This window comes from Pseudoalteromonas prydzensis (genome assembly GCF_001661495.1).
Taxonomy (GTDB): domain Bacteria; phylum Pseudomonadota; class Gammaproteobacteria; order Enterobacterales; family Alteromonadaceae; genus Pseudoalteromonas; species Pseudoalteromonas prydzensis.
Window position 1 is genome coordinate 291,093 of record NZ_BDDT01000002.1, and the last position, 25,811, is coordinate 316,903.

27 protein-coding genes are annotated in these 25,811 nt (G+C 41.2%); 19 read left to right on the forward strand and 8 right to left on the reverse strand.

Annotated elements, in window-relative coordinates:
• Positions 1-247 precede the first annotated feature (247 nt).
• Entirely contained in the window at positions 248-487 is a 240-nt protein-coding gene (locus A7968_RS05650; protein WP_016708680.1) for a helix-turn-helix domain-containing protein, read from the forward strand.
• Between the two features lie 84 nt (positions 488-571).
• On the opposite strand, the gene A7968_RS05655 is transcribed toward A7968_RS05650, so the two are convergent.
• The 4 genes from A7968_RS05655 to A7968_RS05670 are packed head-to-tail and all read right to left on the reverse strand — an operon-like array spanning position 572 to position 4,325.
• Positions 572-1,951 carry an AmpG family muropeptide MFS transporter gene (locus tag A7968_RS05655; protein ID WP_064665605.1) on the reverse strand — a complete coding sequence of 460 codons (1,380 nt, stop codon included), beginning with the start codon at positions 1,949-1,951 and terminating at the stop codon, positions 572-574.
• Positions 1,952-1,996: 45 nt separating this feature from the next.
• A complete protein-coding gene (locus tag A7968_RS05660) occupies positions 1,997-2,617 on the reverse strand; it encodes a peptidylprolyl isomerase (RefSeq protein WP_064665606.1) in 621 nt (206 codons plus the stop codon).
• A gap of 2 nt (positions 2,618-2,619) precedes the next feature.
• On the reverse strand, positions 2,620-3,174 hold the full coding sequence (locus tag A7968_RS05665) for a YajG family lipoprotein (RefSeq protein WP_193330413.1): 555 nt from the start codon (positions 3,172-3,174) through the stop codon (positions 2,620-2,622).
• 2 nt (positions 3,175-3,176) lie between these two features.
• Positions 3,177-4,325 (reverse strand): methyltransferase, encoded by a 1,149-nt coding sequence (locus A7968_RS05670; protein WP_064665608.1) that lies wholly within the window; start codon positions 4,323-4,325, stop codon positions 3,177-3,179.
• Positions 4,326-4,368: 43 nt separating this feature from the next.
• On the opposite strand from A7968_RS05670, the gene A7968_RS05675 reads away from it, so the two are divergent.
• The 11 genes from A7968_RS05675 (at position 4,369) to nqrM (ending at position 14,223) form a co-directional block, all read left to right on the forward strand.
• The gene (locus A7968_RS05675) at positions 4,369-4,968 is read left to right on the forward strand and encodes an alpha-ketoglutarate-dependent dioxygenase AlkB family protein (RefSeq protein ID WP_064665609.1); all 600 of its coding nucleotides are present in this window, start codon (positions 4,369-4,371) and stop codon (positions 4,966-4,968) included.
• Between the two features lie 59 nt (positions 4,969-5,027).
• Positions 5,028-5,339: a BolA family protein gene (locus A7968_RS05680; protein WP_064665610.1), complete on the forward strand. Its 312-nt coding sequence runs from the start codon at positions 5,028-5,030 to the stop codon at positions 5,337-5,339.
• A gap of 100 nt (positions 5,340-5,439) precedes the next feature.
• The gene (fabV, locus tag A7968_RS05685; RefSeq protein ID WP_064665611.1) at positions 5,440-6,633 is read left to right on the forward strand and encodes an enoyl-ACP reductase FabV; all 1,194 of its coding nucleotides are present in this window, start codon (positions 5,440-5,442) and stop codon (positions 6,631-6,633) included.
• Between the two features lie 373 nt (positions 6,634-7,006).
• Positions 7,007-8,350, forward strand: coding sequence for a Na(+)-translocating NADH-quinone reductase subunit A (locus A7968_RS05690; protein WP_064665612.1), 1,344 nt, complete (start codon positions 7,007-7,009; stop codon positions 8,348-8,350).
• 4 nt (positions 8,351-8,354) lie between these two features.
• Positions 8,355-9,557: an NADH:ubiquinone reductase (Na(+)-transporting) subunit B gene (locus tag A7968_RS05695; RefSeq protein ID WP_064665613.1), complete on the forward strand. Its 1,203-nt coding sequence runs from the start codon at positions 8,355-8,357 to the stop codon at positions 9,555-9,557.
• A complete protein-coding gene (locus A7968_RS05700) occupies positions 9,550-10,299 on the forward strand; it encodes a Na(+)-translocating NADH-quinone reductase subunit C (protein ID WP_064665614.1) in 750 nt (249 codons plus the stop codon). Before A7968_RS05695 ends, A7968_RS05700 begins: the two co-directional genes overlap by 8 nt.
• A complete protein-coding gene (locus A7968_RS05705) occupies positions 10,299-10,931 on the forward strand; it encodes an NADH:ubiquinone reductase (Na(+)-transporting) subunit D (protein ID WP_064665615.1) in 633 nt (210 codons plus the stop codon). Before A7968_RS05700 ends, A7968_RS05705 begins: the two co-directional genes overlap by 1 nt.
• Before the next feature lie 10 nt (positions 10,932-10,941).
• Positions 10,942-11,550 carry an NADH:ubiquinone reductase (Na(+)-transporting) subunit E gene (nqrE, locus tag A7968_RS05710; RefSeq protein ID WP_064665616.1) on the forward strand — a complete coding sequence of 203 codons (609 nt, stop codon included), beginning with the start codon at positions 10,942-10,944 and terminating at the stop codon, positions 11,548-11,550.
• Positions 11,551-11,569: 19 nt separating this feature from the next.
• Complete coding sequence (gene nqrF, locus A7968_RS05715; RefSeq protein ID WP_064665617.1) at positions 11,570-12,799, forward strand: NADH:ubiquinone reductase (Na(+)-transporting) subunit F; 1,230 nt, start codon at positions 11,570-11,572, stop codon at positions 12,797-12,799.
• A gap of 95 nt (positions 12,800-12,894) precedes the next feature.
• Complete coding sequence (locus A7968_RS05720; protein WP_064665618.1) at positions 12,895-13,926, forward strand: FAD:protein FMN transferase; 1,032 nt, start codon at positions 12,895-12,897, stop codon at positions 13,924-13,926.
• 84 nt (positions 13,927-14,010) lie between these two features.
• On the forward strand, positions 14,011-14,223 hold the full coding sequence (gene nqrM / locus A7968_RS05725; RefSeq protein WP_064665619.1) for a (Na+)-NQR maturation NqrM: 213 nt from the start codon (positions 14,011-14,013) through the stop codon (positions 14,221-14,223).
• Between the two features lie 61 nt (positions 14,224-14,284).
• Here nqrM and A7968_RS05730 read toward each other — a convergent pair whose 3' ends face one another.
• Positions 14,285-15,637 (reverse strand): M14 family metallopeptidase, encoded by a 1,353-nt coding sequence (locus A7968_RS05730; protein WP_064665620.1) that lies wholly within the window; start codon positions 15,635-15,637, stop codon positions 14,285-14,287.
• A gap of 1,118 nt (positions 15,638-16,755) precedes the next feature.
• Between A7968_RS05730 and A7968_RS05735 the strand changes: the two genes are divergently transcribed.
• From A7968_RS05735 to cyoE, 6 genes are all read left to right on the forward strand, one after another.
• Entirely contained in the window at positions 16,756-17,166 is a 411-nt protein-coding gene (locus A7968_RS05735) for a hypothetical protein (RefSeq protein WP_064665621.1), read from the forward strand.
• Positions 17,167-17,403: 237 nt separating this feature from the next.
• Positions 17,404-18,327, forward strand: a complete 924-nt coding sequence (cyoA, locus tag A7968_RS05740; RefSeq protein WP_064665622.1) for a ubiquinol oxidase subunit II — start codon at positions 17,404-17,406, stop codon at positions 18,325-18,327.
• A gap of 2 nt (positions 18,328-18,329) precedes the next feature.
• Entirely contained in the window at positions 18,330-20,333 is a 2,004-nt protein-coding gene (gene cyoB, locus A7968_RS05745; RefSeq protein WP_064665623.1) for a cytochrome o ubiquinol oxidase subunit I, read from the forward strand.
• Positions 20,330-20,950, forward strand: a complete 621-nt coding sequence (gene cyoC, locus A7968_RS05750; RefSeq protein ID WP_064665624.1) for a cytochrome o ubiquinol oxidase subunit III — start codon at positions 20,330-20,332, stop codon at positions 20,948-20,950. The genes cyoB and cyoC overlap by 4 nt, the downstream gene beginning before the upstream one ends.
• Positions 20,950-21,309: a cytochrome o ubiquinol oxidase subunit IV gene (gene cyoD / locus A7968_RS05755; RefSeq protein WP_064665625.1), complete on the forward strand. Its 360-nt coding sequence runs from the start codon at positions 20,950-20,952 to the stop codon at positions 21,307-21,309. Before cyoC ends, cyoD begins: the two co-directional genes overlap by 1 nt.
• Positions 21,310-21,353: 44 nt before the next feature.
• Positions 21,354-22,238, forward strand: coding sequence for a heme o synthase (cyoE, locus tag A7968_RS05760; RefSeq protein WP_064665626.1), 885 nt, complete (start codon positions 21,354-21,356; stop codon positions 22,236-22,238).
• Between the two features lie 79 nt (positions 22,239-22,317).
• Here cyoE and A7968_RS05765 read toward each other — a convergent pair whose 3' ends face one another.
• Together A7968_RS05765 and A7968_RS05770 are read right to left on the reverse strand one after the other, a co-directional pair.
• Entirely contained in the window at positions 22,318-22,920 is a 603-nt protein-coding gene (locus A7968_RS05765; protein WP_064665627.1) for an FMN-binding negative transcriptional regulator, read from the reverse strand.
• Positions 22,920-23,495, reverse strand: a complete 576-nt coding sequence (locus tag A7968_RS05770) for a GNAT family N-acetyltransferase (RefSeq protein WP_064665628.1) — start codon at positions 23,493-23,495, stop codon at positions 22,920-22,922. Before A7968_RS05770 ends, A7968_RS05765 begins: the two co-directional genes overlap by 1 nt.
• A 115-nt stretch (positions 23,496-23,610) precedes the next feature.
• Here A7968_RS05770 and pdxR point away from each other — a divergent pair, with 115 nt between their 5' ends.
• Positions 23,611-25,071 (forward strand): MocR-like pyridoxine biosynthesis transcription factor PdxR, encoded by a 1,461-nt coding sequence (pdxR, locus tag A7968_RS05775; protein ID WP_064665629.1) that lies wholly within the window; start codon positions 23,611-23,613, stop codon positions 25,069-25,071.
• 26 nt (positions 25,072-25,097) lie between these two features.
• Here pdxR and A7968_RS05780 read toward each other — a convergent pair whose 3' ends face one another.
• Complete coding sequence (locus A7968_RS05780; RefSeq protein ID WP_064665630.1) at positions 25,098-25,766, reverse strand: hypothetical protein; 669 nt, start codon at positions 25,764-25,766, stop codon at positions 25,098-25,100.
• Positions 25,767-25,811 lie beyond the last annotated feature (45 nt).

Genomic DNA, 25,811 nt, shown 5'->3' on the forward strand with positions numbered 1-25,811 from the left:
AAAAAGGGTTCATTTCAATAAATTATTTGTTACATTAACGAGGAACTAATACTAGACTATTAACTTTAATGTTTGTTTTACAATAAAGTTAATAGCCTATAATAGCAATTACCCGCAATTGGTACTCGCCTAAAATTAGTTATTTCACATGAGTGTGAATAGTATATAATGTATCCAAGAGTGAGACGGGCAAAATTTCACTCTTAAATTAATTAAACTTTAAATCATCTAGTAGGAGATGTTTTTTATGATGGGTAAAACAGTTTCTTCTGAAGAAAACTCAAAACTAACCAAATGGCTTAAAACTAAGCGTCACGAGAAAGGTCATACAATGCGTAGCCTTGCTCAAGTACTTGGTACACCGCATTCATTCATTGGTAAAATTGAAAACCAAGAACGTCGCTTAGACGTAATTGAGTTTTTACGTTATTGCGATGCATTAGAAGTCGACCCGTATGAAGGTTTAGGCTTATTAAAAGAAGACTAATATTTAGTTTTTTTAGTAAGCGCAGGGAAGCGCTTTCATCAGTGATTTATTCCCTATTAGCTTTCAACACTTCCCAAAAAATACTTATTTATTACCGTGATAGCTATTTTCTAAAGCATACAAACGATGTCGAATTAGATACAAAAATATCAGTGATGGCAACACCATCAAGGCGGTTAGAATAAAGAATAGCGACCAATTTCCACCGAGCCAATCATCAATTACTACGCCACTGTAACTCGATAATAAAGTTCGCCCTAAATTCCCCAATGATGCAAGCAACGCATAATGAGTAGCACTAAAGGCTCTGTCGCAGAGCATTGATATAAACGCTACCATAGCCACTAACGACCATGCTTGAGTAAACCCATCCACCACAATTGCCATCGCATACAAATGCTCTTGAGGTCCTGCCAGTGCAATCCAAGAAAACATTAAGTTGGATGCTGCCATGGCTACACCACTTATAAATAAGCCTTTAACGATGCCATATTTATGATTAAAAATACTGCCTAAAAATGCAAAAACGATGGTGATTAAGCCTGTTCCCAGCTTTGAGTAGTTGGCAATTTGTGTATTGCTAAAGCCGACTTCTTTATAAAACACAATCGACATACGGGCTAAAAATGCTTCACCAATTTTGAATAAAAATATAAAAGCCAGCAGCGCGAGTGCTGTTTTTACGCCATTTCGCGCGAAGAAGGTTTTAAATGGGTCGAGTACCGTCACCGCCAGCCATGCCGTCACTTTCGTTAATTGCGTCTGCTTACCCAGAGCGAGCTTTTGTTGGTAAATGCGTTCTAACTCAGCATGTACCGCCTCACGATTTGATTCAGGCTCTTTCGCCCAAAACACACAACTCATAAGTAGTAACATTACAATAGCTAAAAAGTAATACACTTGCGGCCAGTCAATGCTTGGCATATCCGCCATATAAAAGGGAATTGCGCCAAGTAGCGCATAACCGCTCCACCAACCAGAGGTTGCCATAGCCGCCGCTGCGGTGGCTTTATGACTCTCATTTTCATCTAAGGTATCGATACGAAACGCATCAATAGCGATATCTTGAGTGGCAGAGGCAATGGCTATAAGTAAGCATAAAGCTGCAGCGACACCTAAGTGGGCGGTAATATCGAGCCCGGCTAATAAAATAACACCGAGTAAAATAAAGCTCTGGCAAAGCAGTATCCAGCTGCGGCGCTGGCCAAGCCAGCGATAAAGAATGGGTAGTTTGATTCGGTCAACCAAAGGAGACCATAAAAAGTTGATACTGTAGGCGCCAAAAACAATGCCGAATAAACCAATCATACTGCGGCTAAGACCTTCGTCTTTGAGCCAGGCTGACATTACTGAGCCAATCAGTACCCAAGGAAAGCCACTGCTCATGCCAAAAATAAACACATTTATAAGGCGTTTATCTTTAAAGTAAGAAAAATATTCTGCTATCGACAAGTTTTTAGTCATAATGCCTTCAATGGCAAAGAGAGTTAGGCACTCTCTTTATTATAGTTATAATGGAGTCGGCTCTAATACGGTCATATTTAAAATAATAACAGGGGTTTTTGGCACAAAATCATAACCAATCTTTTCGTTAAAACCGGTTTCAACTTGCATGATTTTATCAAGCGTTTCATAGCCCTCCATTACCATGCCGAACACGGCAAAACCCCAATCTTTACCTGGGTTTAAGTGGTCGTTATCATCCATGTTAAAGAAAAATTGACGCGTTCCTGAGTGTGGTTGGCGGTCTTGATAGGCCATAGCAATGCTGTACATATCATTTTTTGAACCATTACCACTTTCATTAAAGATAGGATCGCCTTCATAAACGCCATCGTAATTTCTATCGTAACCACCGCCTTGAATAACAAAATCACGCTCGTTTTCTACATCACGTTCCACACGATGAAAAACAGTGCCTTTGTAACTGCCATCCATTACGTAAGTTAAAAAGTTATTGACGGTGATAGGGGCTTTTGAGCGATCCATCTCTATCACTATTTTGCCCATCGTGGTGGTGATCTCTACTCGAGGGAACATATTGTTTTTCTGAACAAAACGTCCTTCAGTTGCCGCTATAAGTGGTTGGCTCAGCAATAATAAAGCAGCCAATAAAAATACACGTTTCATGATTAACCTTCTAAAAATGCGAGTAATTCAGGGTCTGATACCATGCGGGTTATTAGCTGCTCAGTCAACTTATTGAGTTGACCTTCAATTTTGGCTCGGTCATGACCAAGCGGCCCTTCGAGGCTCGCATTGCCACGGTAAATTTTACTAAAATTACTGCTGCTACGAATAACCCGTACACCGAGTTCAATTTTTGCGTCGCTAGTATGAGAGACCATCTTTTCAGTCACCACTGCTTGTAAAGTATGAATATCCACTTCAAAGCGAGTCGTTGCTAAATTGGAAATGCTAGCGCCGTTGCGGCTCAGCGCGCTATCAAGCGCACTTTTGATTGACTCTGTGAGTCCTTGACTGGCAATGGTTTGAGTTTTATCTGAAGTGATCAATTTTAATGTTGCAGGGTCACCACGTAAATCAATCACACTGGTGCTTAAACTTTGATTAATAGCGCTTAACTTGCCACTTTTATAAACCGGATTTAAGATCAGTTGATTAGGCTGGCTACTACAAGCCGATACTGATAATAAAGCACAGCAAGGTAAAATGTATTTCATCATGGTTATAGCATTCCATTATTTTTAGTCGCACTTAATACTACAAATTTTTTATTTGAACCAAGCAACTCACAATTACCAAACATACGTTTTAGTTTGTCATGGTAGTCGAGATGACGATTACCGATAATACGCAATTCACCACCATTTTTTAAGGTGTCTTTGGCTTGCTTGAACATTTGCCACGCAATGTGATCGGTAACTGCTTGCGCTTGATGAAAAGGCGGATTGCATAACACCATGTCAACACTTTCACGCTCAAAGCCTGTTAAACAATCATTTTCGATAAATGTACATTGTTCAAACTTGTCTTCCATATTTAGTTCAACAGTCAGCCGTGCAGATTCTACTGCCATATACGATTCATCAACAAACGTCACTTGCGCATTAGGGCATTGTGCCAGTGTCATTAGCCCAACTACGCCATTACCACAGCCTAAATCAATAATGCTTTTTGCTTTATTGGTTTGTGGCAAATAGTCAAAAAAGAACCGCGCACCAATATCCAGTGAATCACGTGAGAATACATTGGCATGATTACTAATGGTAAAGTTAGTGCCTTCAAGCGGCCAGCTTACTGGGAAATCAGCGGCTTTATAACCACCTGCTGCATGGCCAATAATAAGGCGCGATTTTTTCACCGCTAAACTGGTTTTTGTTTCGCCAATAAATTGCTCAAACGCTTTAATGGTCGAGTTGTGCACATCTTTAGTTTTTGCTGCGCCAATAACAGGCGTGCCGGGTGCCAGTACTTCGCTCAGTTCAGACAATTGATATTGTAAAAAAGCCAATGTACGTGGCACTTTTAAAATAACTAAATCAACCTGCTCAGGTAACGCCGATAAACTATCAAGCTGACTAAAAGCGGTTGTGGCAATTTTATTCTCTGCTAAGTTATAGGCAGCAGCTTGGTGACTAATATAAGAATCATTGACTGAACAAACCGTTAACTGGCGTTTGCTAAAATAACAAGACAGTGCGCCAAAGCTATCATTTAAGATCAGCAAAGAGCGACAATCAGGATAATGTTCAGTAACATAGTCGATTAAGTATTCGTCTGCTGAATCCCAAGCTTGTAAGCTACGGTTTTTTTGATCTAACGGAAAACGTTCAAGTGTAAAAGTTGTATCGCCGAGCTGTGCTTGCGTGGTCATAATAGTTTAGTGATCAGTAATCAATTGATAGGTAAATTCTAACATGCAACGGCAAAAGGCCAACCCCCATATGTTACCAAATGGCTTTTCTTATCAAAGAAGGGCGCTGAGCGCACAAAAAAGCCTCGATTTATTTTATCATCTGCAGCAAAACTTAAACTGGCAGCAACCCAACACCACCGTTTACGGGCGAACAGGGCCAATCCCACGCTTGCAATGTTTTATCAGTGATAATGACATTGAATATGGCTACTCTCACAGTAAATTAGTGGTTGAGCCTTGGCCTGCTATTTTATTGGCTTTACGCAAACGCTTAGAGGCGCATTTACAACAGCCTTTTAATTCTTTGCTGGTAAATTATTACCGTGATGGTAATGATACTATGGGGTGGCACAGTGATGATGAAATTGAACTCGGTTTTCAGCCAACTATTGTGTGCATCTCTTTAGGTGCAGAGCGGGTGTTAAAACTCAAACATAAGGCCAGTAATAAAGTAACCGATTTACTACTACACAGTGGCAGTTGTTTGGTAATGAATGGCGACAGCCAACGAGATTACCAACACGCGATTGCCAAGCAAACCACGTTAGCTCACCCACGTATCAGTCTGACGTTTAGGTATATTTTACCAAAGCGCAGCTAGCCAATTTACAGACTTAGTTGTTATAGTAGAGCAATAAATCAGTTTTAAAGTGAGCCTTTATGTCAATGCAGCAACAAATAGAAAGCAAATTAGCCGATGGGCTAGCGTGTAAGCATCTCAATGTGGTGAACGAAAGTCACATGCATAGTCGTGGCGAAGACTCGCACTTTAAGGTGATTGTCGTCAGTGAAGAGTTCAGCGGAAAGCGCTTATTACAACGCCATCGGCAAATTAATGAAATTTTAAAAGATGAGTTAGCTAATCATATTCATGCCTTAGCAATTCATACCTTTACTCCTGAAGAATTTAGTGAGCAAAGCGGTCAAGTTGCAGACTCACCAAGCTGTTTAGGCGGCTCTAAATTAGATTAACGGCCAGGTCTGAGAGCTCACCAGACTCATCAGACCTGTATTTTTACAATTAGCCTTTAAACTAGCGCTAATTTTTATTGAGATAGATATAGGATGATCAATGGTCATTAAGCCTAAAATTCGCGGTTTCATTTGTACTAATGCCCACCCAGTAGGCTGCGCAGCGCACGTACAAGAACAAATTAACTACGTAAAACAGCAAGGCGCATTAAAAAATGCCCCTAAAAATGTACTCGTTATCGGTGCTTCAACAGGCTATGGCCTTGCATCTCGTATTACTGCTGCATTTGGCGGTGGCGCTAAAACTTTAGGTATCTTCTTTGAAAAAGAAGGCACAGAGCGTAAAACGGGTTCTGCGGGTTGGTATAATACTGCGGCATTTCAAGCTGCAGCAGACGCTGAAGGTTTATGGTCTAAAAATATCAATGGCGATGCGTTTTCTAACGAAATCAAGCAAAAAGCCATTGATACTATTAAAGCTGATTTAGGTAAAGTTGATTTAGTTATTTACAGCTTAGCATCGCCGCGTCGTACTGATCCAAATACTGGTGAAGTGTACTCTTCTACCCTTAAGCCAATTGGTAATGCAGTTACAACTAAGAACTTAAATACATCAAAGCGTGAAATTGACGAAGTTACCGTGGAAGCGGCAAGCCAAGAAGACATCGACAACACCATTAAAGTAATGGGCGGTGAAGATTGGGAAATGTGGATTGATGCACTTAAAGAAGCTGATGTTCTTGCTGATAACTTTAAAACCACTGCTTATACCTATATTGGTAAAGAGTTAACCTGGCCAATTTATGGTCACGCGACAATCGGTAAAGCAAAAGAAGATTTAGACCGTGCAACCGTGGCTATTAAAGAATCGACGAGTGCATTAAATGGTGAAGCCTATGTGTCATCACTAAATGCGGTAGTAACGCAAGCAAGTTCTGCAATTCCTATCATGCCACTTTATATTTCTGCGTTATTCAAAGTAATGAAAGCCGATGGCACGTATGAAGGCACCATTGAGCAAATTCATGCTTTATTTACTGAAAACCTATACGGTGATTCACCGCGTTTTGACGATGGCGGCCATTTATTCCAAAACTACAAAGAGTTGGAAGATGACGTACAAGCACGTATTCAAACTGTGTGGGATTCAGTTACCACTGCAACAATTGACGAACTAACGGACTACGTGGGCTACCACAATGAGTTTTTACGTTTATTTGGTTTTGGTATCGACACTGTTGATTACGAGCAAGACGTCGATGCAATTGCACCGATTGCAAATATGATTGATTAATTCAGCCATGTTTATTTAAAAAAAGTCGCTGCGGCGACTTTTTTTATGACCAAGCGTTTTTCTCTACTATTTTTGTTTAATTTCCATCCTTGCTCGCGAGCAATAGCACTTTGGTCTATATTGAATTTTATTCAAATGCGGCGATTGAGCTAAATAAGCACTCTTGTCGTATAAATTTCATATTTACACTCGCATAGTAGTCACGATTAATGTTAAAATTCGCGCAATATATGTGAGGAGTTTAACTGCGTTGCTTGTTTTGAGATTAAAACAGGTAGTTCTTTGATATCTTGAATTTAGCTTAGATCATCGAAATAGCGACGTGGTTGGTACGATTTTTCAGTTTCTTTCCGTTAATGTAGTGCAAGTGCGTATGATCAACATAAAAAAAGGTCTGGACTTACCCATAGAGGGCGCACCTCAGCAAGTTATTCATGATGGTTCTACCGTCAAACGTGTAGCTGTGCTAGGTGAAGAGTTTATTGGTATGCGTCCAACCATGCATGTTCGTGTGGATGACCAAGTCAAGAAAGGCCAGGTACTTTTTGAAGATAAAAAGAACCCAGGCGTATTATTTACTGCCCCAGCTGCTGGTACAGTAAAAGAAATTAATCGTGGTGCAAAACGTGTGCTGCAATCTGTTGTTATTGAAGTAAACGGCAGTGAGCAAATCACCTTTGACTCTTTCTCAGCTGAGCAGCTTTCGAGCCTCGATCGTGAAAAAGCCAAAGAAGTACTTATCCAGTCTGGTCAATGGACGGCACTTCGTGCTCGCCCATTCAGTAAAGTAGCAGCTGTGGATGCAAATCCTAGCTCTATCTTTGTGACGGCTATCGACACTAATCCTCTTGCTGCAGATCCTGCGGTGATTATTGCTGAAAATGTGCAAGCATTTGAAGCGGGCTTAGCTGTGGTATCTCGTTTGACAGATGGTAAAGTATTTGTTTGTAAACAAGCTGGTAGCCAAGTACCTAGCTCATCAATCCCTCAAGTAGAAGTACATGAGTTTGGTGGCGTACATCCGGCTGGCCTTGTTGGCACACATATCCATCACTTAGACCCTGTGTCTGCAAGCAAACAAGTTTGGCATATTGGTTACCAAGACGTTATCGCCTTTGGTCACTTATTCCTAACGGGTGAAATCTCGACTGATCGAGTAATTTCTCTTGCAGGTCCTCGTGTTAAGAATCCTCGTTTAGTGAAAACTCAACTTGGGGCTGCTTTAGATGATTTAGTTGCTGGTGAATTAGAAGATGGTGATAACCGCGTTATCTCTGGCTCTGTTTTAGCAGGTGCTACGTCACAAGGTCCACAAGCCTTCTTAGGTCGTTACCATGTTCAAGTATCTGTATTACTTGAAGGGCGCGAAAAAGAATTGTTTGGCTGGATCCGTCCAGGTAGCGACAAGTTTTCTGTAACACGTACTTTCTTATCTCACCTTGCGCCAAGCCGTTTATTTAAAATGACAACGTCAACAGGTGGTTCAAAACGTGCCATGGTGCCAATTGGCAACTATGAACGTGTTATGCCTTTAGATATTTTACCAACACTATTATTACGTGACTTAATTTCACGTGACTTAGATGGTGCAATCTCATTAGGCGCACTTGAACTTGATGAAGAAGATTTAGCGTTATGTACCTTCGTTTGTCCAGGTAAATACGAGTATGGTTCAATCCTACGCGATTGCTTGACTACGATCGAGAAGGAAGGCTAGAGAGATGGGTTTAAAGAAATTTCTAGAAGATATCGAGCCGCATTTTGAAGCCGGTGGTAAACATGAAAAGTGGTATGCGCTGTATGAAGCAGCAGCAACTATTTTTTATACCCCTGGTTATGTAAATAAAGGCGCGACACACGTACGCGATAACATCGACCTAAAACGTATGATGATTTTAGTGTGGATGGCGACGTTCCCTGCCATGTTTTTTGGTATGTTCAATATCGGTCATCAGGCCGCGGGTGCTTTAGCACAAGGTTTTGAACTGGCAAATTCTTGGCAAGTTGGCCTGTTCCAGATGTTTGGTGGTACATTAACCGCTGAATCCGGCTGGGGCGCTAAAATGTTCTACGGGGCATGCTTCTTCTTACCTATTTATGCAGTAACATTTGCTGTAGGTGGTTTTTGGGAAGTATTATTTGCCTCAGTGCGTAAGCATGAAGTTAACGAAGGCTTCTTCGTAACATCGGTGTTATTCGCACTTATCCTGCCAGCGACTATTCCATTATGGCAAGTTGCGCTAGGTATCACGTTTGGTGTAGTAATCGCTAAAGAAATCTTTGGTGGTACTGGCCGTAACTTCTTAAACCCTGCTCTTGCTGGTCGTGCGTTTTTATTCTTTGCATACCCTGCACAAATTTCAGGTGACACAGTATGGACTGCAGTAGATTCATTCTCTGGTGCAACTATGCTAGGTCAAGCGTTCGTAGGTACACTTGATTACAGCAATATGGCGCTTTGGTGGGATGCATTCTACGGTTTCATTCAAGGTTCAGTAGGTGAGACATCTACACTTGCGCTATTAGTGGGTGGCTTATTCCTAATCTACGTACGTATCGCTTCTTGGCGTATCGTGCTAGGTGTATTCTTGGGGATGGTTGCTACAGCATTTTTATTAAATGCAGTTGGCTCTGATACTAACCCAGCATTTGCAATGCCTTGGCATTGGCACTTAGTATTGGGTGGATTTGCTTTTGGTATGTTCTTTATGGCGACAGATCCAGTGTCTGCGGCATTTACAGATAAAGCAAAGTTCGCATACGGCGCGCTAATTGGTGTAATGGTTGTAATGATCCGTGTAATTAACCCTGCATTCCCTGAGGGTATGATGCTAGCAATCTTATTTGCTAACTTATTTGCACCATTATTCGATCACTTCGTAGTGCAAGCTAATATCAAGCGGAGGTTGGCACGTAATGTCTAGTAATAACGAATCAATCGGCAAAACGCTTACAGTTGTTGTTGCGCTATGTTTAGTGTGTGCAATCATCGTATCGTTTGCTTCAGTTCAGCTTCGCCCTTTACAGCAAGCTAACAAAACGCAAGATATTCAAAAAAATATCTTGGCGGCGGCAGGTATTAACGCAGTAGAAAATATCTCTGATACCTTTAACGCTAAAATCGAAGCGCGCGTTGTTAATATGGAAACGGGTGAGTTTGTTGATACTGACCCTAATACATTTGACTTCGAGAAAAGTAAATTTGATCAAAAAATTAGCTTTGCACTAAAAGCAGAAGGCATCAAAGACATCGCTGGTATTCAGCGTATGACTAAAGAGTCGCCTGTTTATATCTCGAAAAAAGCAGACGGTTCTACAGATGCTATCATTCTACCAATCCAAGGTTACGGCCTTTGGGGTGTTATGTATGGTTTCTTAGCGCTTGAAAGCGATGGCGAAACAGTTAAAGATATTAACTTTTATAAGCATAATGAAACACCAGGTCTAGGTGGAGAAATTCAAAACCCACAATGGACTGCTAAATGGGGTGGTAAAGAGCTACCTATCGATGTTGTAAAAAGCGGTGCTAAAAACGATCATCAAATTGATGGTTTGTCAGGCGCTACTTTAACGTCGAACGGTGTTGATCACACAGTTGATTTTTGGACTGGCGAAAACGGCTTTGGTCCTTTCCTTGCGAGAGTACGTGAAGGAGCGTTGAAATAATGGCTGATACTAAAGAAATGAAGTCGGTCCTATTTGGTCCGGTACTGGCAAATAACCCAATCGCACTACAAGTACTTGGTATTTGTTCTGCGCTTGCGGTAACGTCTAGCTTAAAAAATGCGTTAATCATGTCAATCGCATTGACTTTGGTAACGGCTTTTTCAAGCTTCTTTATCTCAATTATTCGTAACCAGATCCCGTCATCTGTACGTATTATCGTGCAAATGACCATCATTGCGTCATTGGTAATCGTTGTAGACCAAGTATTACAGGCTTTCTCTTATGCTACGGCAAAAGAGTTGTCGGTATTCGTTGGTCTAATCATTACTAACTGTATCGTAATGGGTCGTGCTGAAGCATACGCGATGAAGTCGCCACCAGTTATGTCGTTCCTTGATGGGATCGGTAATGGCTTAGGTTACTCAGTAGTGTTACTTACAGTTGGCTTTATTCGTGAACTATTTGGTAAAGGCACATTATTTGGTGTTGAAATCATCCCTCTTGTACAAGATGGCGGTTGGTATCAACCTATGGGTCTATTGATTTTACCTCCTAGTGCATTCTTCATCATTGGTTTATTCATTTGGGTACTTCGTACTTATAAGAAAGACCAAGTAGAAGCGAAAGGGTAAGGGGCAGACAGTGGAACATTATATTAGTTTATTCGTAAAAGCAGTTTTCATTGAAAACTTAGCTTTAGCCTTCTTCCTAGGTATGTGTACTTTCCTTGCAGTATCAAAGAAAGTAACAACGTCTATCGGCCTAGGTGTGGCAGTTATCGTGGTATTGGGTATTTCAGTACCAGTTAACAACTTGGTTTATCATGCGGTTCTTGCACCTGGTGCACTTGAGTGGCTTGGTTACCCTGAAGCGGATCTTAGCTTCTTACGTTTCTTGACCTTTATCGGTGTTATTGCAGCACTAGTACAAATTCTTGAAATGGCATTAGATAAGTTCTTCCCAGCACTTTATAACGCGTTAGGTATCTTCCTACCGTTGATCACAGTTAACTGTGCAATCTTCGGTGCGGTATCTTTCATGGTTGAACGTAACTATAACTTCAGTGAGTCTGTGGTTTATGGTATCGGTTCTGGTGTGGGTTGGGCGCTAGCAATTACTTTACTTGCTGGTATCCGTGAGAAAATGAAATATTCAGACGTGCCAGACGGCCTACGTGGTTTAGGTATTACCTTTATCACAGTTGGTTTAATGGGTCTTGGCTTTATGTCATTCTCTGGTATTTCACTTTAATAGGTAGCGAGGATAAATCATGAGTTATGAGATTTTCTTAGGCGTTGGTGTTTTCATCGCTATCGTTGTACTGCTAGTTTTAGTTATCATTGGTGCTAAATCTAAGCTAGTTGCAAGCGGTGACATCATCATCGGCGTAAATGGCGATCCAGATAAAGCCATTACAACATCAGCAGGTACTAAGCTTTTAGGCGCGTTATCTGAGTCAGGTATTTTCGTATCATCTGCATGTGGTGGCGGTGGCTCTTGTGGTCAATGTCGTGTACACATTCACTCAGGTGGCGGCGATATCTTACCAACTGAACTTGACCACATCTCTAAAGGTGAAGCCCGTGAAGGCTGTCGTTTAGCGTGTCAGGTAAATGTTAAAAACGACATGGAAATTGAACTTGAAGAGTCAATTTTCGGTGTTAAAAAATGGGATTGTGAAGTTATCTCTAACGATAACAAAGCAACCTTCATTAAAGAGCTTAAGCTGCAAATTCCAGATGGCGAGTCAGTGCCGTTTCGTGCCGGTGGTTATATTCAAATTGAAGCGCCACCGCACCACGTTAAATACGCTGATTTCGATGTACCTGAAGAGTACCGTGGCGATTGGAACCATTTTGGTTTCTTCAAGCTGGAGTCTAAAGTAGACGAAGAAACAATTCGTGCTTACTCAATGGCTAACTACCCAGAAGAAGAAGGCATCATCATGCTTAACGTGCGCATCGCTGCGCCGCCACCAAGAGACTTAAGCCTTCCATGTGGTAAAATGTCATCGTACATTTGGTCACTTAAAGAAGGTGATAAAGTAACTATCTCTGGTCCATTTGGTGAGTTCTTCGCAAAAGACACTGACGCTGAAATGGTATTCGTAGGTGGTGGTGCTGGTATGGCGCCAATGCGTTCACATATCTTTGACCAACTTAAGCGCTTAAACTCTAAGCGTAAGATGAGTTTCTGGTATGGTGCACGTTCTAAACGTGAAATGTTCTACGTTGAAGATTTTGACGGCCTAGCGGCTGAAAATGACAACTTTGTATGGCATACCGCGCTTTCAGATCCACAACCAGAAGATAACTGGGAAGGTTACACTGGCTTTATCCATAACGTGTTATTTGAGAACTATCTTAAAGATCACGAAGCGCCAGAAGATTGTGAGTTCTACATGTGTGGTCCGCCAATGATGAACGCTGCGGTTATCACTATGTTGAAAGACTTAGGTGTTGAAGACGAAAATATCTTACTAGATGATTTCGGTGGTTAATACCAAAACTAATTAAAATTAGTTAAAATGCTAGCCTCGTAACAATAACTGTTACGAGGCTTTTTTATATTCTTAACTTAACTGAGTAGGCTGCAATGAATAGAGTTTTTCACCCACAAGGCATTATTGCCTTATTCTTTTTAACCCTCACTTTACTCATTAGTGGCTGCGGCCAAAGCGATGAACCGCAAGAGCTTTACCTTGAAGGTAAAACGATGGGCACTACCTATCATATAAAGGTGTTTGCTAATCAAGAAAAGTTGGATTCACTGAATTTACTTCCAGAGGTTACGCAGCTGCTTAAAGACATTAATCAATCTATGTCGACTTATATAGCTGATTCTGAGATCAATACCTTTAATCGTTTGCCAGCAGGGCAAGTTATGCCTATTAGCAGTGACTTTAGAGCGGTTGTTAGTGAGTCTATTCGCTTAGGGGAGTCAACCAAGACGCTTGATGTAACTATGGGCCCATTAATTGACTTATGGGGGTTTGGTCCTGATAAAAAACCAACAAAACGTCCCACCGACGCAGAGTTAACCGCGATGGTTGCACAAATTGGCGTTGATAAATTAATACTAACTGAGCAAGGTTTAGCAAAAACAATCGATGGTTTGGAGTTGTCGTTTTCAGCTACTGCAAAAGGCTATGGCATAGATAAAGTGGCTGAGTTATTAGAAAGTCACGATTTAGCTAATTATATGGTTGAAATCGGTGGCGAGCTGAGAGTAGCGGGTAAAAAACCAAATGACCAAGATTGGCGTATTGCGATAGAGCAGCCGGACGCTGAGCCTGGAGTACGCAAAGTACATAGAGTATTAGCGCCGGGTAACAACGGCATCGCCACTTCAGGTGATTACCGTATTTTTTATGAAATGGACGGTGTAACCTACAGCCACTTAATTGATCCAGCAACGGGTATACCGAGTCGCCACGATTTAGTATCGGTTACTGTGCTTCATCCATCAGCAATGACTGCAGACGGCCTTGCAACAGCACTCACGGTAATGGGCATGGAGAAAGCTAAGGCCTATGCTGAAAAAAATGACCTACCAGTTTACTTAATTGGTAAATCAACAGATGGTTTAGTGGCTTATTCGAGCCCTGCATTCAAACCCTATTTGTAGCCGAGCACAAAGCCGTTTATAATACACACAGCTTGGTGATTATCACCAAGCATTATTTTATTGCTGATCAATAGGGGCTAAGCAATGTCACTTTTTCTTCTTACATTTGGTTTATTGCTTTTAATAGTCGCAGCGATGGCTGTGGGCATGATGGTACAAAAGAAGTCTATGGCCAGCAGTTGTGGTGGTTTAGGCTCTGTAGGCATTGATAAGGCCTGTGATTGTGATGATCCATGCGATAAGCGTAAAAAGCGCATGGAAAAAGAGCAAGTTTGGAAAGAAAACCAAATTTTATAGTCTCATTAAGCTATATTCAGGTTAATAAAAAAGCGCCATACTAGGCGCTTTTTTATGGCTGTTACAATTTGATTAATTGCTCCCCCAAAACGGCATATTTTGCAGTGCCTTGCTCTCGTAAGATAAATGCGGCTGAACCATGGCGTTCAGGGATTGCAGAGTGCGTATTGTCACATTGATAGCTTACCCAATCGGTTTGATTATTAAGCAGTGTGATATCTCCTGAAAAACAGCTGTAGCCTTGGCTTAATAGTTGCCGATATTTATCGCCAGATAGGTTTAATGGCTTAGTTAATAAGTAAGCTTTGCCAGCATCAAAGTTGAGCGTTTGCGCATCTAACTGAGTAAATCCTTGGCGAATGCTACTTATATCACCCAACTCATTTATTTTTGGATAACGGCCTTTGGCATTAATAGCAATGTCTGTGATATAGCTGCCTTGTGCACTGGTGACTGTTACATCATCAATGAGTAAATCCACCCATGCATCTTTAGCATTAAACGGGAGCGCTTGATATGTAGCGATTTTTTGCTGCTGCCATTTACCGGATACTAATTCATCTATCATTTGGACATATAGCATTCGGTTAACTTTGCGAGCTACTTGGCGGTGTGGATCATTCGGATATGCTCCAGACTCGATGAGTATGGTGCTGATCCCCATTTCTGAAAACGTATCTCCAAAGCTACGATAAGAGTAACTATCGTTATATTTAGCTAGATGGCCCGGAATTTGTTGGTTTATAAGTTGGCTTAATTGCGCAATCAATTTCATGGCATTACCACGACTTTCATTGATCTCACGCTGTGTATTATAGGCCGGAGCTAATACTGAAATAGTCGCAGGTAGGCCTTTTTCTCCCGCGCCATAATAGGCGTTTTGATCGTGTAGGTTAAATGCAAAATCGGGCTTAAATGCTTTAGCTGCAGCCATTAATAACTGGCCTTCAGGTGTACGCTGTGCTTTAGCATCACGATTTAAGTCGACTCCTTGTGCATTAAAACGGGTTTGTAGCTGTGCACCATCAGGGTTGACCATGGGAATGATCATCAGTGATAGCTTAGTTTGCCAATGCTTACGCCATTGCTCATTTTCAGCAGCGAGGGTATAGCTTAAAAAGTCCATTAATGCGACGCTTGCCGTATTTTCATCGCCATGCATTTGGCTCCACAGCATGACTTTAATGGGGCCTGAGCCAATATAAAATGCATCAATGGATTTACCCAAGAATGATTTTCCTAGGTTTTTTCGCTCCAGAGCGCGGTGCTTCGCCAGTGAATCAAGTATAGGTGCAAGATCAGCCTGTTTAATCGCTGTTTTGTCTAAGCCATCAATAGAGTGTGTGGCGATGGGGGCCGCAGTTAAAGTGAATGAGCAACTAATTAAGCCAAGTAGAATGGTTTTACGGAACATAGTGATATCCTGTTATTCTTATTTTCCAATGTAACAAGAATATAATATTTAACTGGATCGGTCTAAATTTATTTTCATTTAAAACAAGTACAGCTTTTCGAAATGTGATGTTTCATTGGATATATTTTTAACTGCTTGTTTATAATCAATAATAATTAATTTGTAGACGGTTTTGTGTACAATTTGACTGATTTTTATGGCTGAAATTTAGACTAAAGTCTATGGGTTAATTTTTTTCATCTATCAGATTTATTTTTATCAGTTGTCAGCTTTGAGCTATTACACTAAATTTAGTTTCAAGGAAGCGAAATGAACAAGCCGCTTACAAAGAATCTTTATAATTGTGTGTGAAGATGTTGTCAAAGGCGGTTCAAGTTTAGTGGCTACTAAGCTTGGACTGTTTTTATTTTACTGCCACATGATTAGATGAACAGATTGTTCGTCAACAAATTTACAATGTGTACTGAACTACACTAAAACTGAATCTTTATAATTGTGTGTGAAGATGTTGTCAAAAAGACAGTTCAAGTTTAGTTAAACTGAGCTTGAACTGCTTTTATTTTACTGCCACGCGATTAGATGAACTTATTGTTCATCAGCGAATCTACAATATGTATTAAACAATACTAGAACCGAATCTTTATAATTGTGTGTGAAGATGTTGTCAAAGGCGGTTCAAGTTTAGTGGCTACTAAGCTTGAACTGTTTTTATTTTACTGCCACGCGATTAGATGAACTTATTGTTCATCAATGAATTTACAATATGTATTAAACAATACTAGAACCGAATCTTTATAATTGTGTGTGAAGATGTTGTCAAAGGCGGTTCAAGTTTAGTGGTTACTAAGCTTGGGCTGTTTTTATTTTCTTTAATCTACAATTATCACAATGTTTTTTATAAAGCGCCTTAAGGCGCTTTTTTTATGGCTAAAAGCCTCGCTTAGCTAAAAATTTAGCCGACTTGGTAGTTTTTCACTTGTAGCTTGTGTTGACTTTGTTATAATCCTCCCGAAATTTCAGTAATTACTGAAACTTTATTGATGCAAATCATATCAACAAAGTGAATAATAGCGTAGCGCTGTTATTTGCGTGTTACTAAATCTGTAAGGTCAGTACGTTTGAACTCAAAAAAGTGTCCACAAGCAACTCAGCAAACAACGTTTACACGTTGGCAGCTGCGTGCGCGTGCATTTTTTGCCGGACGTGAATTGTTCTCTGCATTAGTAATTTTATTAATTAACTCCGCCATGTTAGTAAATGGTAGTGTTGAAGATGCAACAGAGTTAAAAGGGTTATTAACTGAAGGGGCTGTAGAGTCATCTTTAATTAATGTATTGAGCTTTTTAACGTATCCCGTTGTTTCATGCCAGTTGCTAATTGGTTTATGTTGGTTGATTTTTCACTTTTTTCCAGCGCGTCGTGCTGGAGTTATTTTACGTAAAGCTGCCTTTGCTTTTCGTGCTCCTAAAACATCACTTGTTGTACACAGCGCTCATGGCTGTCGTGCTCCACCCCTTGTATTTGGTTGAACGCTACGCGTTATTAATGACCAAATTGGGTTAGTCGCTTACTAATTTCATTGCTTCACTAATAATGCTCAGCCGCAGTGTGTCTGCGATTCGGCCACCCCTATTAAATTTCCTTAATGTTTAAATTTGTAGCTACACGTTTAAAGCACGTTAGGAATAGTTTAAATCGTTGTTCTGACCTATTGGTATTCTTGGGTAAGGCAGCACACGTCTAATTTTAGGTTGTAGGATAGTCCTTTGTTAATTCGAAACCTCTGTAATATTGCTCTGGGCACCACTGTGCTCGCACTAACTGGCTGTAAAGGCGGGGTGCTTGATCCCAAAGGGCAAATTGGGATAGATGAAAAAAATCTGATCATTATAGCCACAGTGCTGATGCTCATTGTGGTTATTCCCGTCATCGTGATGACCTTGTATTTCGCATGGAAGTATCGCGATGGCCAAGATCAGCAAATTTATGCGCCAAAATGGGCTCACTCAGGAAAAATTGAAGCCGCAGTCTGGGCCATTCCTATTGTGATAGTAATTGTCTTAGGTGTTATTACTTGGCAATCAACGCAACAGCTTGACCCTTATAAACCGCTTGAAGGTAAAGGTAAGCACCTAACTGTTGAAGTCGTGTCGCTGAATTGGAAATGGCTGTTTATTTATCCTGAGCAAGGTATTGCGACGGTGAACGAATTAGTTTTCCCAGCCAATGTACCGGTGGAATATAAAATCACCTCAGAAAGCACCATGAATTCATTTTTCATCCCACAACTAGGTAGTCAAATCTACTCGATGGCGGGCATGGAAACTAAGTTGCATTTAATTGCCAATGAGCCCGGTACGTTTAAAGGTTTTTCAGCTAACTACAGCGGCGCAGGCTTTACCGGTATGAAATTTAATGCCATCGCTATGCCAACGCAAGCTGACTTTGATAGCTGGGTAAGCAAGGTGAAAAGCGAGTCAAACACGCTTTCTAAAGCGGATTATGATGCACTGGCGCAACCGAGTGAAAACAACCCTGTGACTTATTTTGGTGATGTAGAAGAGGGCTTGTTTCACACCATCGTTATGAAATATATGCAGGCTCATGGTGATATGAACAAGATGCACAAAGCAATGCCTGAGCATAGCGGCCATGCAAATCACACAATGCACAGCGAGGGTGAGAAATAATTATGTCGTTACTTGGAAAATTAACATTAGATGCTATTCCGTTCCATGAACCTATTTTGATGGTGACAATGGCGGTAGTAGTGATTGCAGCAGCATTGATTGCAGCTTTGGTCACAAAATATAAAAAGTGGGGTGTGCTTTGGCACGACTGGATCACCTCAATCGATCATAAACGCTTAGGCGTGATGTACATCATTCTTGCCTTGATCATGCTGTTTCGTGGTTTCTCCGATGCCATTATGATGCGAGCCCAATTGGCACTTGCAACAGGCGGCGCAACGGGTTATTTGCCGCCAGAGCATTATGACCAAATTTTCACCGCACATGGGGTGATCATGATCATCTTTATGGCAATGCCATTTATGATTGGTTTAATGAACATTGTCTTACCACTGCAAATTGGTGCGCGTGATGTGGCATTTCCATTTTTAAATAACTTAAGTTTTTGGTTAACTGCCGGCGGTGCAATATTAATTAATATTTCATTGTTTTGTGGTGAGTTTGCAAAAACAGGTTGGGTGGCCTATCCACCGCTATCGGAGATGTCTTTCAGCCCTGGGGTCGGGGTCGATTATTATATTTGGGCGCTGCAGATATCCGGTATTGGTACACTGTTAACGGCGGTAAACTTTTTAGTGACTGTGTTTAAAATGCGTGCCCCTGGTATGCGTTTAATGCAAATGCCTATTTTCACCTGGACATGTACGTGGGCAAATATCTTAATTGCGGCATCATTCCCAATCTTAACGGCAGTGTTGACTATGTTAACGCTGGACCGTTATTTAGATTTCCATTTCTTTACTAATGAAGCGGGCGGTAACGCCATGATGTACATCAACCTGTTTTGGGCTTGGGGTCATCCTGAAGTGTATATCTTGATTTTACCTGCGTTTGGTATTTTCTCTGAAGTTATCTCGACCTTTACCGGTAAACGTTTATTTGGTTATAAATCTATGGTTTATGCCAGCGGTGCAATTTCTATCTTAGGTTTTATTGTTTGGTTACACCATTTCTTCACTATGGGGTCCAGCGCCAACGTTAACGCCTTCTTTGGCGTAATGACCATGGTCATTGCGGTGCCCACCGGCGTAAAACTGTTTAACTGGTTATTTACTATTTACCGTGGCCGTTTACGGATCACAGTTCCAGTGCTTTGGACGCTTGGCTTTATGGTGACCTTTACCATAGGCGGGATGACCGGGGTATTACTGGCAATTCCAGGTGCTGATTATGTATTACACAACAGCCTATTCCTGATTGCGCATTTCCATAACACCATCATAGGTGGTGCGGTATTTGGATACCTGGCTGGTTTTGCATTTTGGTTCCCCAAAGCAATGGGCTTTAAACTGCACGAAGGGTGGGGTAAGGCGTCTTTCTGGTGTTGGTTAATTGGTTTCTTTGTTGCATTTATGCCGCTATACGTTCTTGGTTTCTTAGGTATGACGCGTCGCTTAAACCACACAAATAATCCAGATTGGAATATTTGGTTGTACATTGCTTTTGTTGGTGCAGTGATCATTATGTTTGGTATTTTGTTCCAAGTTGTGCAGCTTATTGTCAGCTTTAAAAACCGTGAAGCACTAAAAGATACAACTGGCGATCCGTGGAATGGTCACACGCTTGAGTGGTCAACATCGTCACCGCCACAATACTATAACTTCGCTACGATACCGCATGTGCACGATATCGATACTTGGACTGATATGAAAGAGAAAGGCCAAGCGTATCAGCAAAAGTCGAGTTACGCGCCTATCCATATGCCAAAAAATACCGCGGCAGGGGTGATGATGAGTGCCTGTTTTACCACATTCTGTTTTGCCATGATCTGGCATATTTGGTGGTTGGCAATTGTCGGTGTTATTGCTGGGATCACAGTATTCTTTAAACGCTGTTACACCAGCGATGTTGATTACTACGTGCAACCAGAAGAAATTCTTGAAATTGAAAGTGCACATAATGCCAGTGCCACAACATTTAACCAAGGTAAGGAGTTCAGCGCATGAGTTCGATCCCTGCTGATATAAATATCATCAATCATGATGCCCATGCTCACGAGCATCATGATACTGGTGGTGACACGGTATTTGGTTTTTGGCTTTATCTAATGACCGACTGCTTGTTATTTGCCTCATTTTTTGCAACCTACGCTGTGCTTTATATGAACACTGCCGGTGGCGTATCTGGCAAAGATATTTTTGAACTGGATTTTGTAGCGGTTGAAACTGCTGCGTTACTACTGAGTAGTATTACCTTTGGTTTTGCGATGATTTCAGCGCATGCGCAAAAAAAAGCCGCTACCTTAACTTGGTTGGCTGTAACTTTTGCCTTTGGCGTGGTGTTTATCTCCATGGAAGTCTATGAATTTCATCATTTAATTTCTCATGGTAATGGCCCGCAGCGCAGCGCATTTTTAACTTCTTTCTTCTCGTTAGTGGGTTTGCATGGCCTGCACGTAACTGCTGGCCTAATTTGGATGGCGACGATGATGATTGAAGTATCACGTCGTGGTTTAAAGCCTGCTACTGTCACCCGTTTAAGCTGTTTAAGTTTGTTCTGGCACTTTTTAGATGTGGTGTGGATTTGCGTATTTACCGTTGTTTACTTAATGGGGGTGATGTAATGAGTCATAGTGAATCACATGTATTAGATGAACTGCACGTGCAAGGCCATAGTGATGCTTCACATGGCAGTGTTAAAGACTATTTAATTGGTTTTGTTTTATCAATTGTACTGACCGCGATCCCATTTTGGGCGGTAATGAGCGGCACTTTATCAAAGCCAACAACCTTTGCCTGTGTTGTGGTGATGGCCATTGTGCAAATTTGGGTGCACTTAAAATACTTTTTACACCTGAACTTTAAAACCGAAGATGGCAAAGCCAGTTCGCTATCGTTCATCTTCAGTGCGCTGATCATCGTGATGGTGGTGGGGCTGTCGGTGTGGATCATCTACGAATCGAACGCCATGATGATGTACTAGCCCCAGCTAGTACATTGTTAATAGCAAAGAATAGGGGACAGCAGATGTTTCGTCGTTATTTAAAGGTCACTAAACCCGGTATTATTATGGGTAATGTGATCTCAGTTGCGGGTGGTTTTTTACTTGCTTCGCGTGGTGATATTGATGGCTGGCTAATGCTTGCTACATTAGTTGGTTTATCGCTGGTAGTAGCCTCTGGCTGCGTAATCAACAATGTGATTGACCGTGATATTGATATTCGCATGGCGCGCACGCGAACACGGGTAACTGTAACGGGCGAAATGTCTGCCAAGACTGCTTTGCTACATGGTACAGCACTTGGCGTATTAGGTTTTGCTCTACTAGTGATTTTTACTAACTGGATTGCAGTGTTTTTTGCTGTGTTTGGTTATGTTATTTACGTGGGTGTTTATAGCTTATATATGAAGCGTCGCTCAGTATATGGAACATTTGTAGGCAGCTTATCTGGTGCTGTACCGCCTGTTGTTGGTTATTGCGCCGTGACGGCACAGTTTGATATTGGTGCATTGATTTTATTGGTAATGTTTAGTTTATGGCAAATGCCACACTCATACGCGATTGCTATTTTTCGCTATAAAGACTACCAAGCCGCACGTATTCCAGTGCTGCCAGTAGCGCACGGTATTGATAAAGCAAAGCACCATATTGTTTTGTATATTGCCATATATGCGTTAGTAGTGATGTTATTAACCATTGGCGGTTATACCGGTATGGCGTTTTTAGCCGTTGCTTGCACCACTAGCTTTTGGTGGTTGTTAATGGCGCTAAGAGGTTATCGACGTAACATTGATATTAGTGGTTGGGCGCGGCAAGTGTTTGCGTTTTCAATCCTTAATATTACTGCTTTGAGCATTGCTATGGCAGTTGATTATCAAAATATTGCACCGCATCTGCTTGCATTTAACTAATTACTAAACCGAGTTAATTCCAAAGTTAACCAAAGGCTCTAAGATCTCCGAGGAGCCTTTTTTCTTTTTTGTAGCATCGCTAATTGATTAACTCAGCAATATTGAGTTTCCCCGCTAACATTAAATTTTGCTTTATGGCTGCACGTATTTCAGCAGGCTTGTTTTGACTAAGTTTAAAATTGCCACGCCAGTGACTAGGAATAAATTCAATAAAGCTTAATTGTTGGTACATTGCATGGCGATGCTGTACGGGGACTTCATCAAGTTGCCATTTAGTTGTATCAGGTTGGGTAAAGTGTTGCTCAAAGTGATCGGTTAGCCGTTTCATGATCAGCTCTTTGTGGTGTTGGTCTTTAACAATACGCACTTCAGTTGTCACATAGACACTCGAATAAAGCCAGCTAGGTAGGATTTTATTGTCTGCGTGAGCGGGCGGCAAATAACAATCATCGCCACTAAATAGTAAGTTCACTGATTGACCATCAAGCAATGATAGTGGGTTGTATTTAGCTACATGGCCGATAAAAATCTCGCGAGTTGAGTCATATAATAACGGCACGCGGCATATATCATTGAGTTGGCTTTGTGTATTTGGCATTAAAATAGTCGCCAGTGGATAGCTATTTACTAACTGTTGTAATTGCTTACTATCATGTTGTTGAAAATGCCTCGCTGGATACATTATAGCTTTCCTTCTAACTGCGATTTTATTGCCGGCCATTGCTCATCAATAATACTGAACTGGGCGGTGTTTCGATATGAGCCATCAGCAAGTAATCTGTCTTTATAACTAATACCTTCAAAGCGGGCGCCAAGGCGTGCTATAGCATTACGCGATTTTTGGTTTTGTTCATGGGTATTAAAAGTAATACGGACTAGGCCTAATTCTTCGAACGCATATTGCAGTAGCAAGTATTTCGCGTGAGTGTTTACAAAACTACGTTGCCACTGTTTAGCAATAAATGTGTGGCCAATCTCGGCGCTGCGATTTTGTTTATCTAACCTAAATAAGCGTGTAGTGCCAAGCACCTGGCTACTTGCTTTATCAACGATGGCGTAAACGACTTGTTGTTCGGCATTAAACTGTGCTGTATTGATAAACCAATCATCGAGCGTTGCACGGGTTTGAGTGTAATTCATTAACACCCAACGCCATATTTGTGGATCTTGGCCTGCTTGATGCAGCTGCTCTAGGTGGTTTTGTGTCAGCGGCTCTAAAGCCAGTTTATTGGTTTGATGAATGTGTTTTGTAAACATGATAAGCCCCATACTTTGCTATTTATGATTAACAAAGGTACGCTACCTTGGTTAGTAATAAACAACCAGTTTTAGCTTTTTAACTAGACCAGTTTAGAGTGTTTTGGAGTCGAAAATGCAGCCGTTAGTTATTGAATTTGATGAGTCAGAGCCTGCCAAATATTTGCAACTGGCCAGCGCGATACGCAGTGCCATAATGCAAGGCAAGCTCGCGCCAGGAGTAAAACTCAGCTCGGCGCGTGTTATGGCAAACACTTATCAGCTCAATCGCCATACCGTGATGAATGCATTGCAATTATTAGTAGCGGAAGGCTGGCTTGAATCACAAGAGCGCGTAGGCTACAAGGTCACCAAGTCATTGCCCATTCAAAGTAGCGTCAGTACCTCAACGACCCCAATACTGAAAGCAAAACCCTATCAATTTGCGAAAACATTGGCTGTGCCTGCTGCTGGAATGGATTTAACTGCGTACAAATATAATTTTGCTGGTGGTTTACCGGATCTTGCCAGTTTTCCACAAAAAGAATTTAAACGCTCCGTCAGTCATGTGTGTAATCATTTAGATATCAATCAACTGCATTATGGGCAGGTCAGTGGTAACGAGCAATTAAAAGCGCATATTTGTGATTACTTATACAAAGCGCGTAATTTAAACGTAAGCGACGTATTGATCTGCAATGGCTCGCAAGAAGCACTGTTTTTAATCGCAAAAGCGTTTATAAAACAAGATGATTTTGTCGCAGTAGAAACGTTAGGTTACCCGCCTGCAAGGCAAGCATTTGCAGCGTGTGGTGCGCAATTAATTGATATTAAACAAGACGATGAAGGCTTATGTATTGATGATTTAAAAGCTCAGCTGGAGAGGTATCCACTTAAAATGCTGTACTTAACACCATTGCATCAATACCCAACTACCGTGACCTTATCGCCAACCCGGCGCTTGCAAATTTATCAACTGTGTTATGCCTATAACGTGATGATCATTGAAGATGACTACGACCATGAATTTCATTATCGCTGTCAGCCATTACAACCTATGGGCGCCGATGACCCCGCAGGGATTGTTATTTATCTATCGACGTTTTCTAAGATTATGTTTTCAGCCGCACGTATCGGTTATATCTGCGCAGCGCCTGAAGTATTAGCGCAATTAACCGCGTGGAAGCAGTTAATGAACCATAAGAACGATGTGCTCATGCAATTAGCTGTGGCGCACTGGATGAAAGAAGGTGGCTTTGAACGGCATTTAAAGCGTATGACCAAACTGTATAAACAGCGCTATGAAGCGATGGATTCTTACTTAGCAGCGTTACAAGCTGATGGCTACCCAATTGAATATAAAAAGCCCGACGGCGGCATGGCAATGTGGGTAAACTTAAATAAAGACACTCAGCATTTAAAAGCACAGTTAGCAAAGCAAAGTGTTTACTTACAAACCGAAGCCGAGTTTTACTTTGCCAACTCAGTACGCAGTTTAAAGCCTGTAAACTATAGCTATGCCCGACTTGGTTTTGCAGGGCAATCGAGCGAGAACATGCAGCAAGGTTTAGGTATTATTATCAATCAGGTTTATTAAATCTGATTTTTATTACTATAGAAAAGTTACTGATAGCTTTCACTATCAAAATAGAGCGGCTTTAAGGTGCCGCAATTGACAAATTTATAGGTGAGCTCACCCACACTCGGGACCAACTGGGTAGTTGAGAACTTTTGCAAGCAAGCACTGGTTAGGTCGACATAAATAAGATGGTTATAACTCGGCGCTTTTGTGATTTGATGGATATAAATTCGTTCATTTTCATTGAGCGTGATCATCGCATATTGCTGCCATTTTGATGCTGGGCTTAACTCATTAAGCTCGCGTGCGTAAAGTAGTTTATTGAAAACAATTGTTCTATTTTCATAAATTAAACTACCGCCATTTCTATAATCACCCTCATATACGTCGGCTGTGATTGTGAGTTCTTCGCCGCGCATTAAACGTTGAATATTAAAAGGTTTGGGCTTGATGGTTACCAACTCAGCACCTCTGACTACATTTAAAAATGCCACATCAGGGTTTTCAATTTGATAAACGACTTGCACATCGTGAGGTAATTTATAAGTCGGTAGGTTAACTGCAAAAATACGCGAGCCTTGATTAACGAGGATCATAGCATGCTCGGCTTCGTAAGCTGGGTTAATCGGCGGAAGTTCTTCTTTTATTGCTTCCTCTTCGGCAGTGGCAATACTCGACATAAATGCAAGTAACATAATAAACAACAGTCGCATAATGATCTCAATAAAGGTATGAATTTAAAGTGTAGTCAAAAATAC

What these genes read in the sequence shown, in the direction of transcription:
- pdxR (WP_064665629.1), top strand. Translation starts at nt 23,611, where the DNA reads ATGCAGCCGTTAGTTATTGAATTTGATGAGTCAGAGCCTGCCAAATAT.
- nqrF (WP_064665617.1), top strand. Translation starts at nt 11,570, where the DNA reads ATGAGTTATGAGATTTTCTTAGGCGTTGGTGTTTTCATCGCTATCGTT.
- A7968_RS05705 (WP_064665615.1), top strand. Translation starts at nt 10,299, where the DNA reads ATGGCTGATACTAAAGAAATGAAGTCGGTCCTATTTGGTCCGGTACTG.
- A7968_RS05650 (WP_016708680.1), top strand. Translation starts at nt 248, where the DNA reads ATGATGGGTAAAACAGTTTCTTCTGAAGAAAACTCAAAACTAACCAAA.
- cyoB (WP_064665623.1), top strand. Translation starts at nt 18,330, where the DNA reads ATGTCGTTACTTGGAAAATTAACATTAGATGCTATTCCGTTCCATGAA.
- A7968_RS05690 (WP_064665612.1), top strand. Translation starts at nt 7,007, where the DNA reads ATGATCAACATAAAAAAAGGTCTGGACTTACCCATAGAGGGCGCACCT.
- A7968_RS05770 (WP_064665628.1), bottom strand. Translation starts at nt 23,495, where the DNA reads ATGTTTACAAAACACATTCATCAAACCAATAAACTGGCTTTAGAGCCG.
- cyoC (WP_064665624.1), top strand. Translation starts at nt 20,330, where the DNA reads ATGAGTTCGATCCCTGCTGATATAAATATCATCAATCATGATGCCCAT.
- fabV (WP_064665611.1), top strand. Translation starts at nt 5,440, where the DNA reads ATGGTCATTAAGCCTAAAATTCGCGGTTTCATTTGTACTAATGCCCAC.
- A7968_RS05665 (WP_193330413.1), bottom strand. Translation starts at nt 3,174, where the DNA reads ATGATGAAATACATTTTACCTTGCTGTGCTTTATTATCAGTATCGGCT.
- A7968_RS05700 (WP_064665614.1), top strand. Translation starts at nt 9,550, where the DNA reads ATGTCTAGTAATAACGAATCAATCGGCAAAACGCTTACAGTTGTTGTT.
- A7968_RS05660 (WP_064665606.1), bottom strand. Translation starts at nt 2,617, where the DNA reads ATGAAACGTGTATTTTTATTGGCTGCTTTATTATTGCTGAGCCAACCA.
- cyoE (WP_064665626.1), top strand. Translation starts at nt 21,354, where the DNA reads ATGTTTCGTCGTTATTTAAAGGTCACTAAACCCGGTATTATTATGGGT.
- A7968_RS05680 (WP_064665610.1), top strand. Translation starts at nt 5,028, where the DNA reads ATGTCAATGCAGCAACAAATAGAAAGCAAATTAGCCGATGGGCTAGCG.
- A7968_RS05780 (WP_064665630.1), bottom strand. Translation starts at nt 25,766, where the DNA reads ATGCGACTGTTGTTTATTATGTTACTTGCATTTATGTCGAGTATTGCC.
- A7968_RS05670 (WP_064665608.1), bottom strand. Translation starts at nt 4,325, where the DNA reads ATGACCACGCAAGCACAGCTCGGCGATACAACTTTTACACTTGAACGT.
- A7968_RS05720 (WP_064665618.1), top strand. Translation starts at nt 12,895, where the DNA reads ATGAATAGAGTTTTTCACCCACAAGGCATTATTGCCTTATTCTTTTTA.
- A7968_RS05730 (WP_064665620.1), bottom strand. Translation starts at nt 15,637, where the DNA reads ATGTTCCGTAAAACCATTCTACTTGGCTTAATTAGTTGCTCATTCACT.
- A7968_RS05695 (WP_064665613.1), top strand. Translation starts at nt 8,355, where the DNA reads ATGGGTTTAAAGAAATTTCTAGAAGATATCGAGCCGCATTTTGAAGCC.
- A7968_RS05655 (WP_064665605.1), bottom strand. Translation starts at nt 1,951, where the DNA reads ATGACTAAAAACTTGTCGATAGCAGAATATTTTTCTTACTTTAAAGAT.
- cyoD (WP_064665625.1), top strand. Translation starts at nt 20,950, where the DNA reads ATGAGTCATAGTGAATCACATGTATTAGATGAACTGCACGTGCAAGGC.
- A7968_RS05765 (WP_064665627.1), bottom strand. Translation starts at nt 22,920, where the DNA reads ATGTATCCAGCGAGGCATTTTCAACAACATGATAGTAAGCAATTACAA.
- A7968_RS05675 (WP_064665609.1), top strand. Translation starts at nt 4,369, where the DNA reads ATGCAACGGCAAAAGGCCAACCCCCATATGTTACCAAATGGCTTTTCT.
- nqrM (WP_064665619.1), top strand. Translation starts at nt 14,011, where the DNA reads ATGTCACTTTTTCTTCTTACATTTGGTTTATTGCTTTTAATAGTCGCA.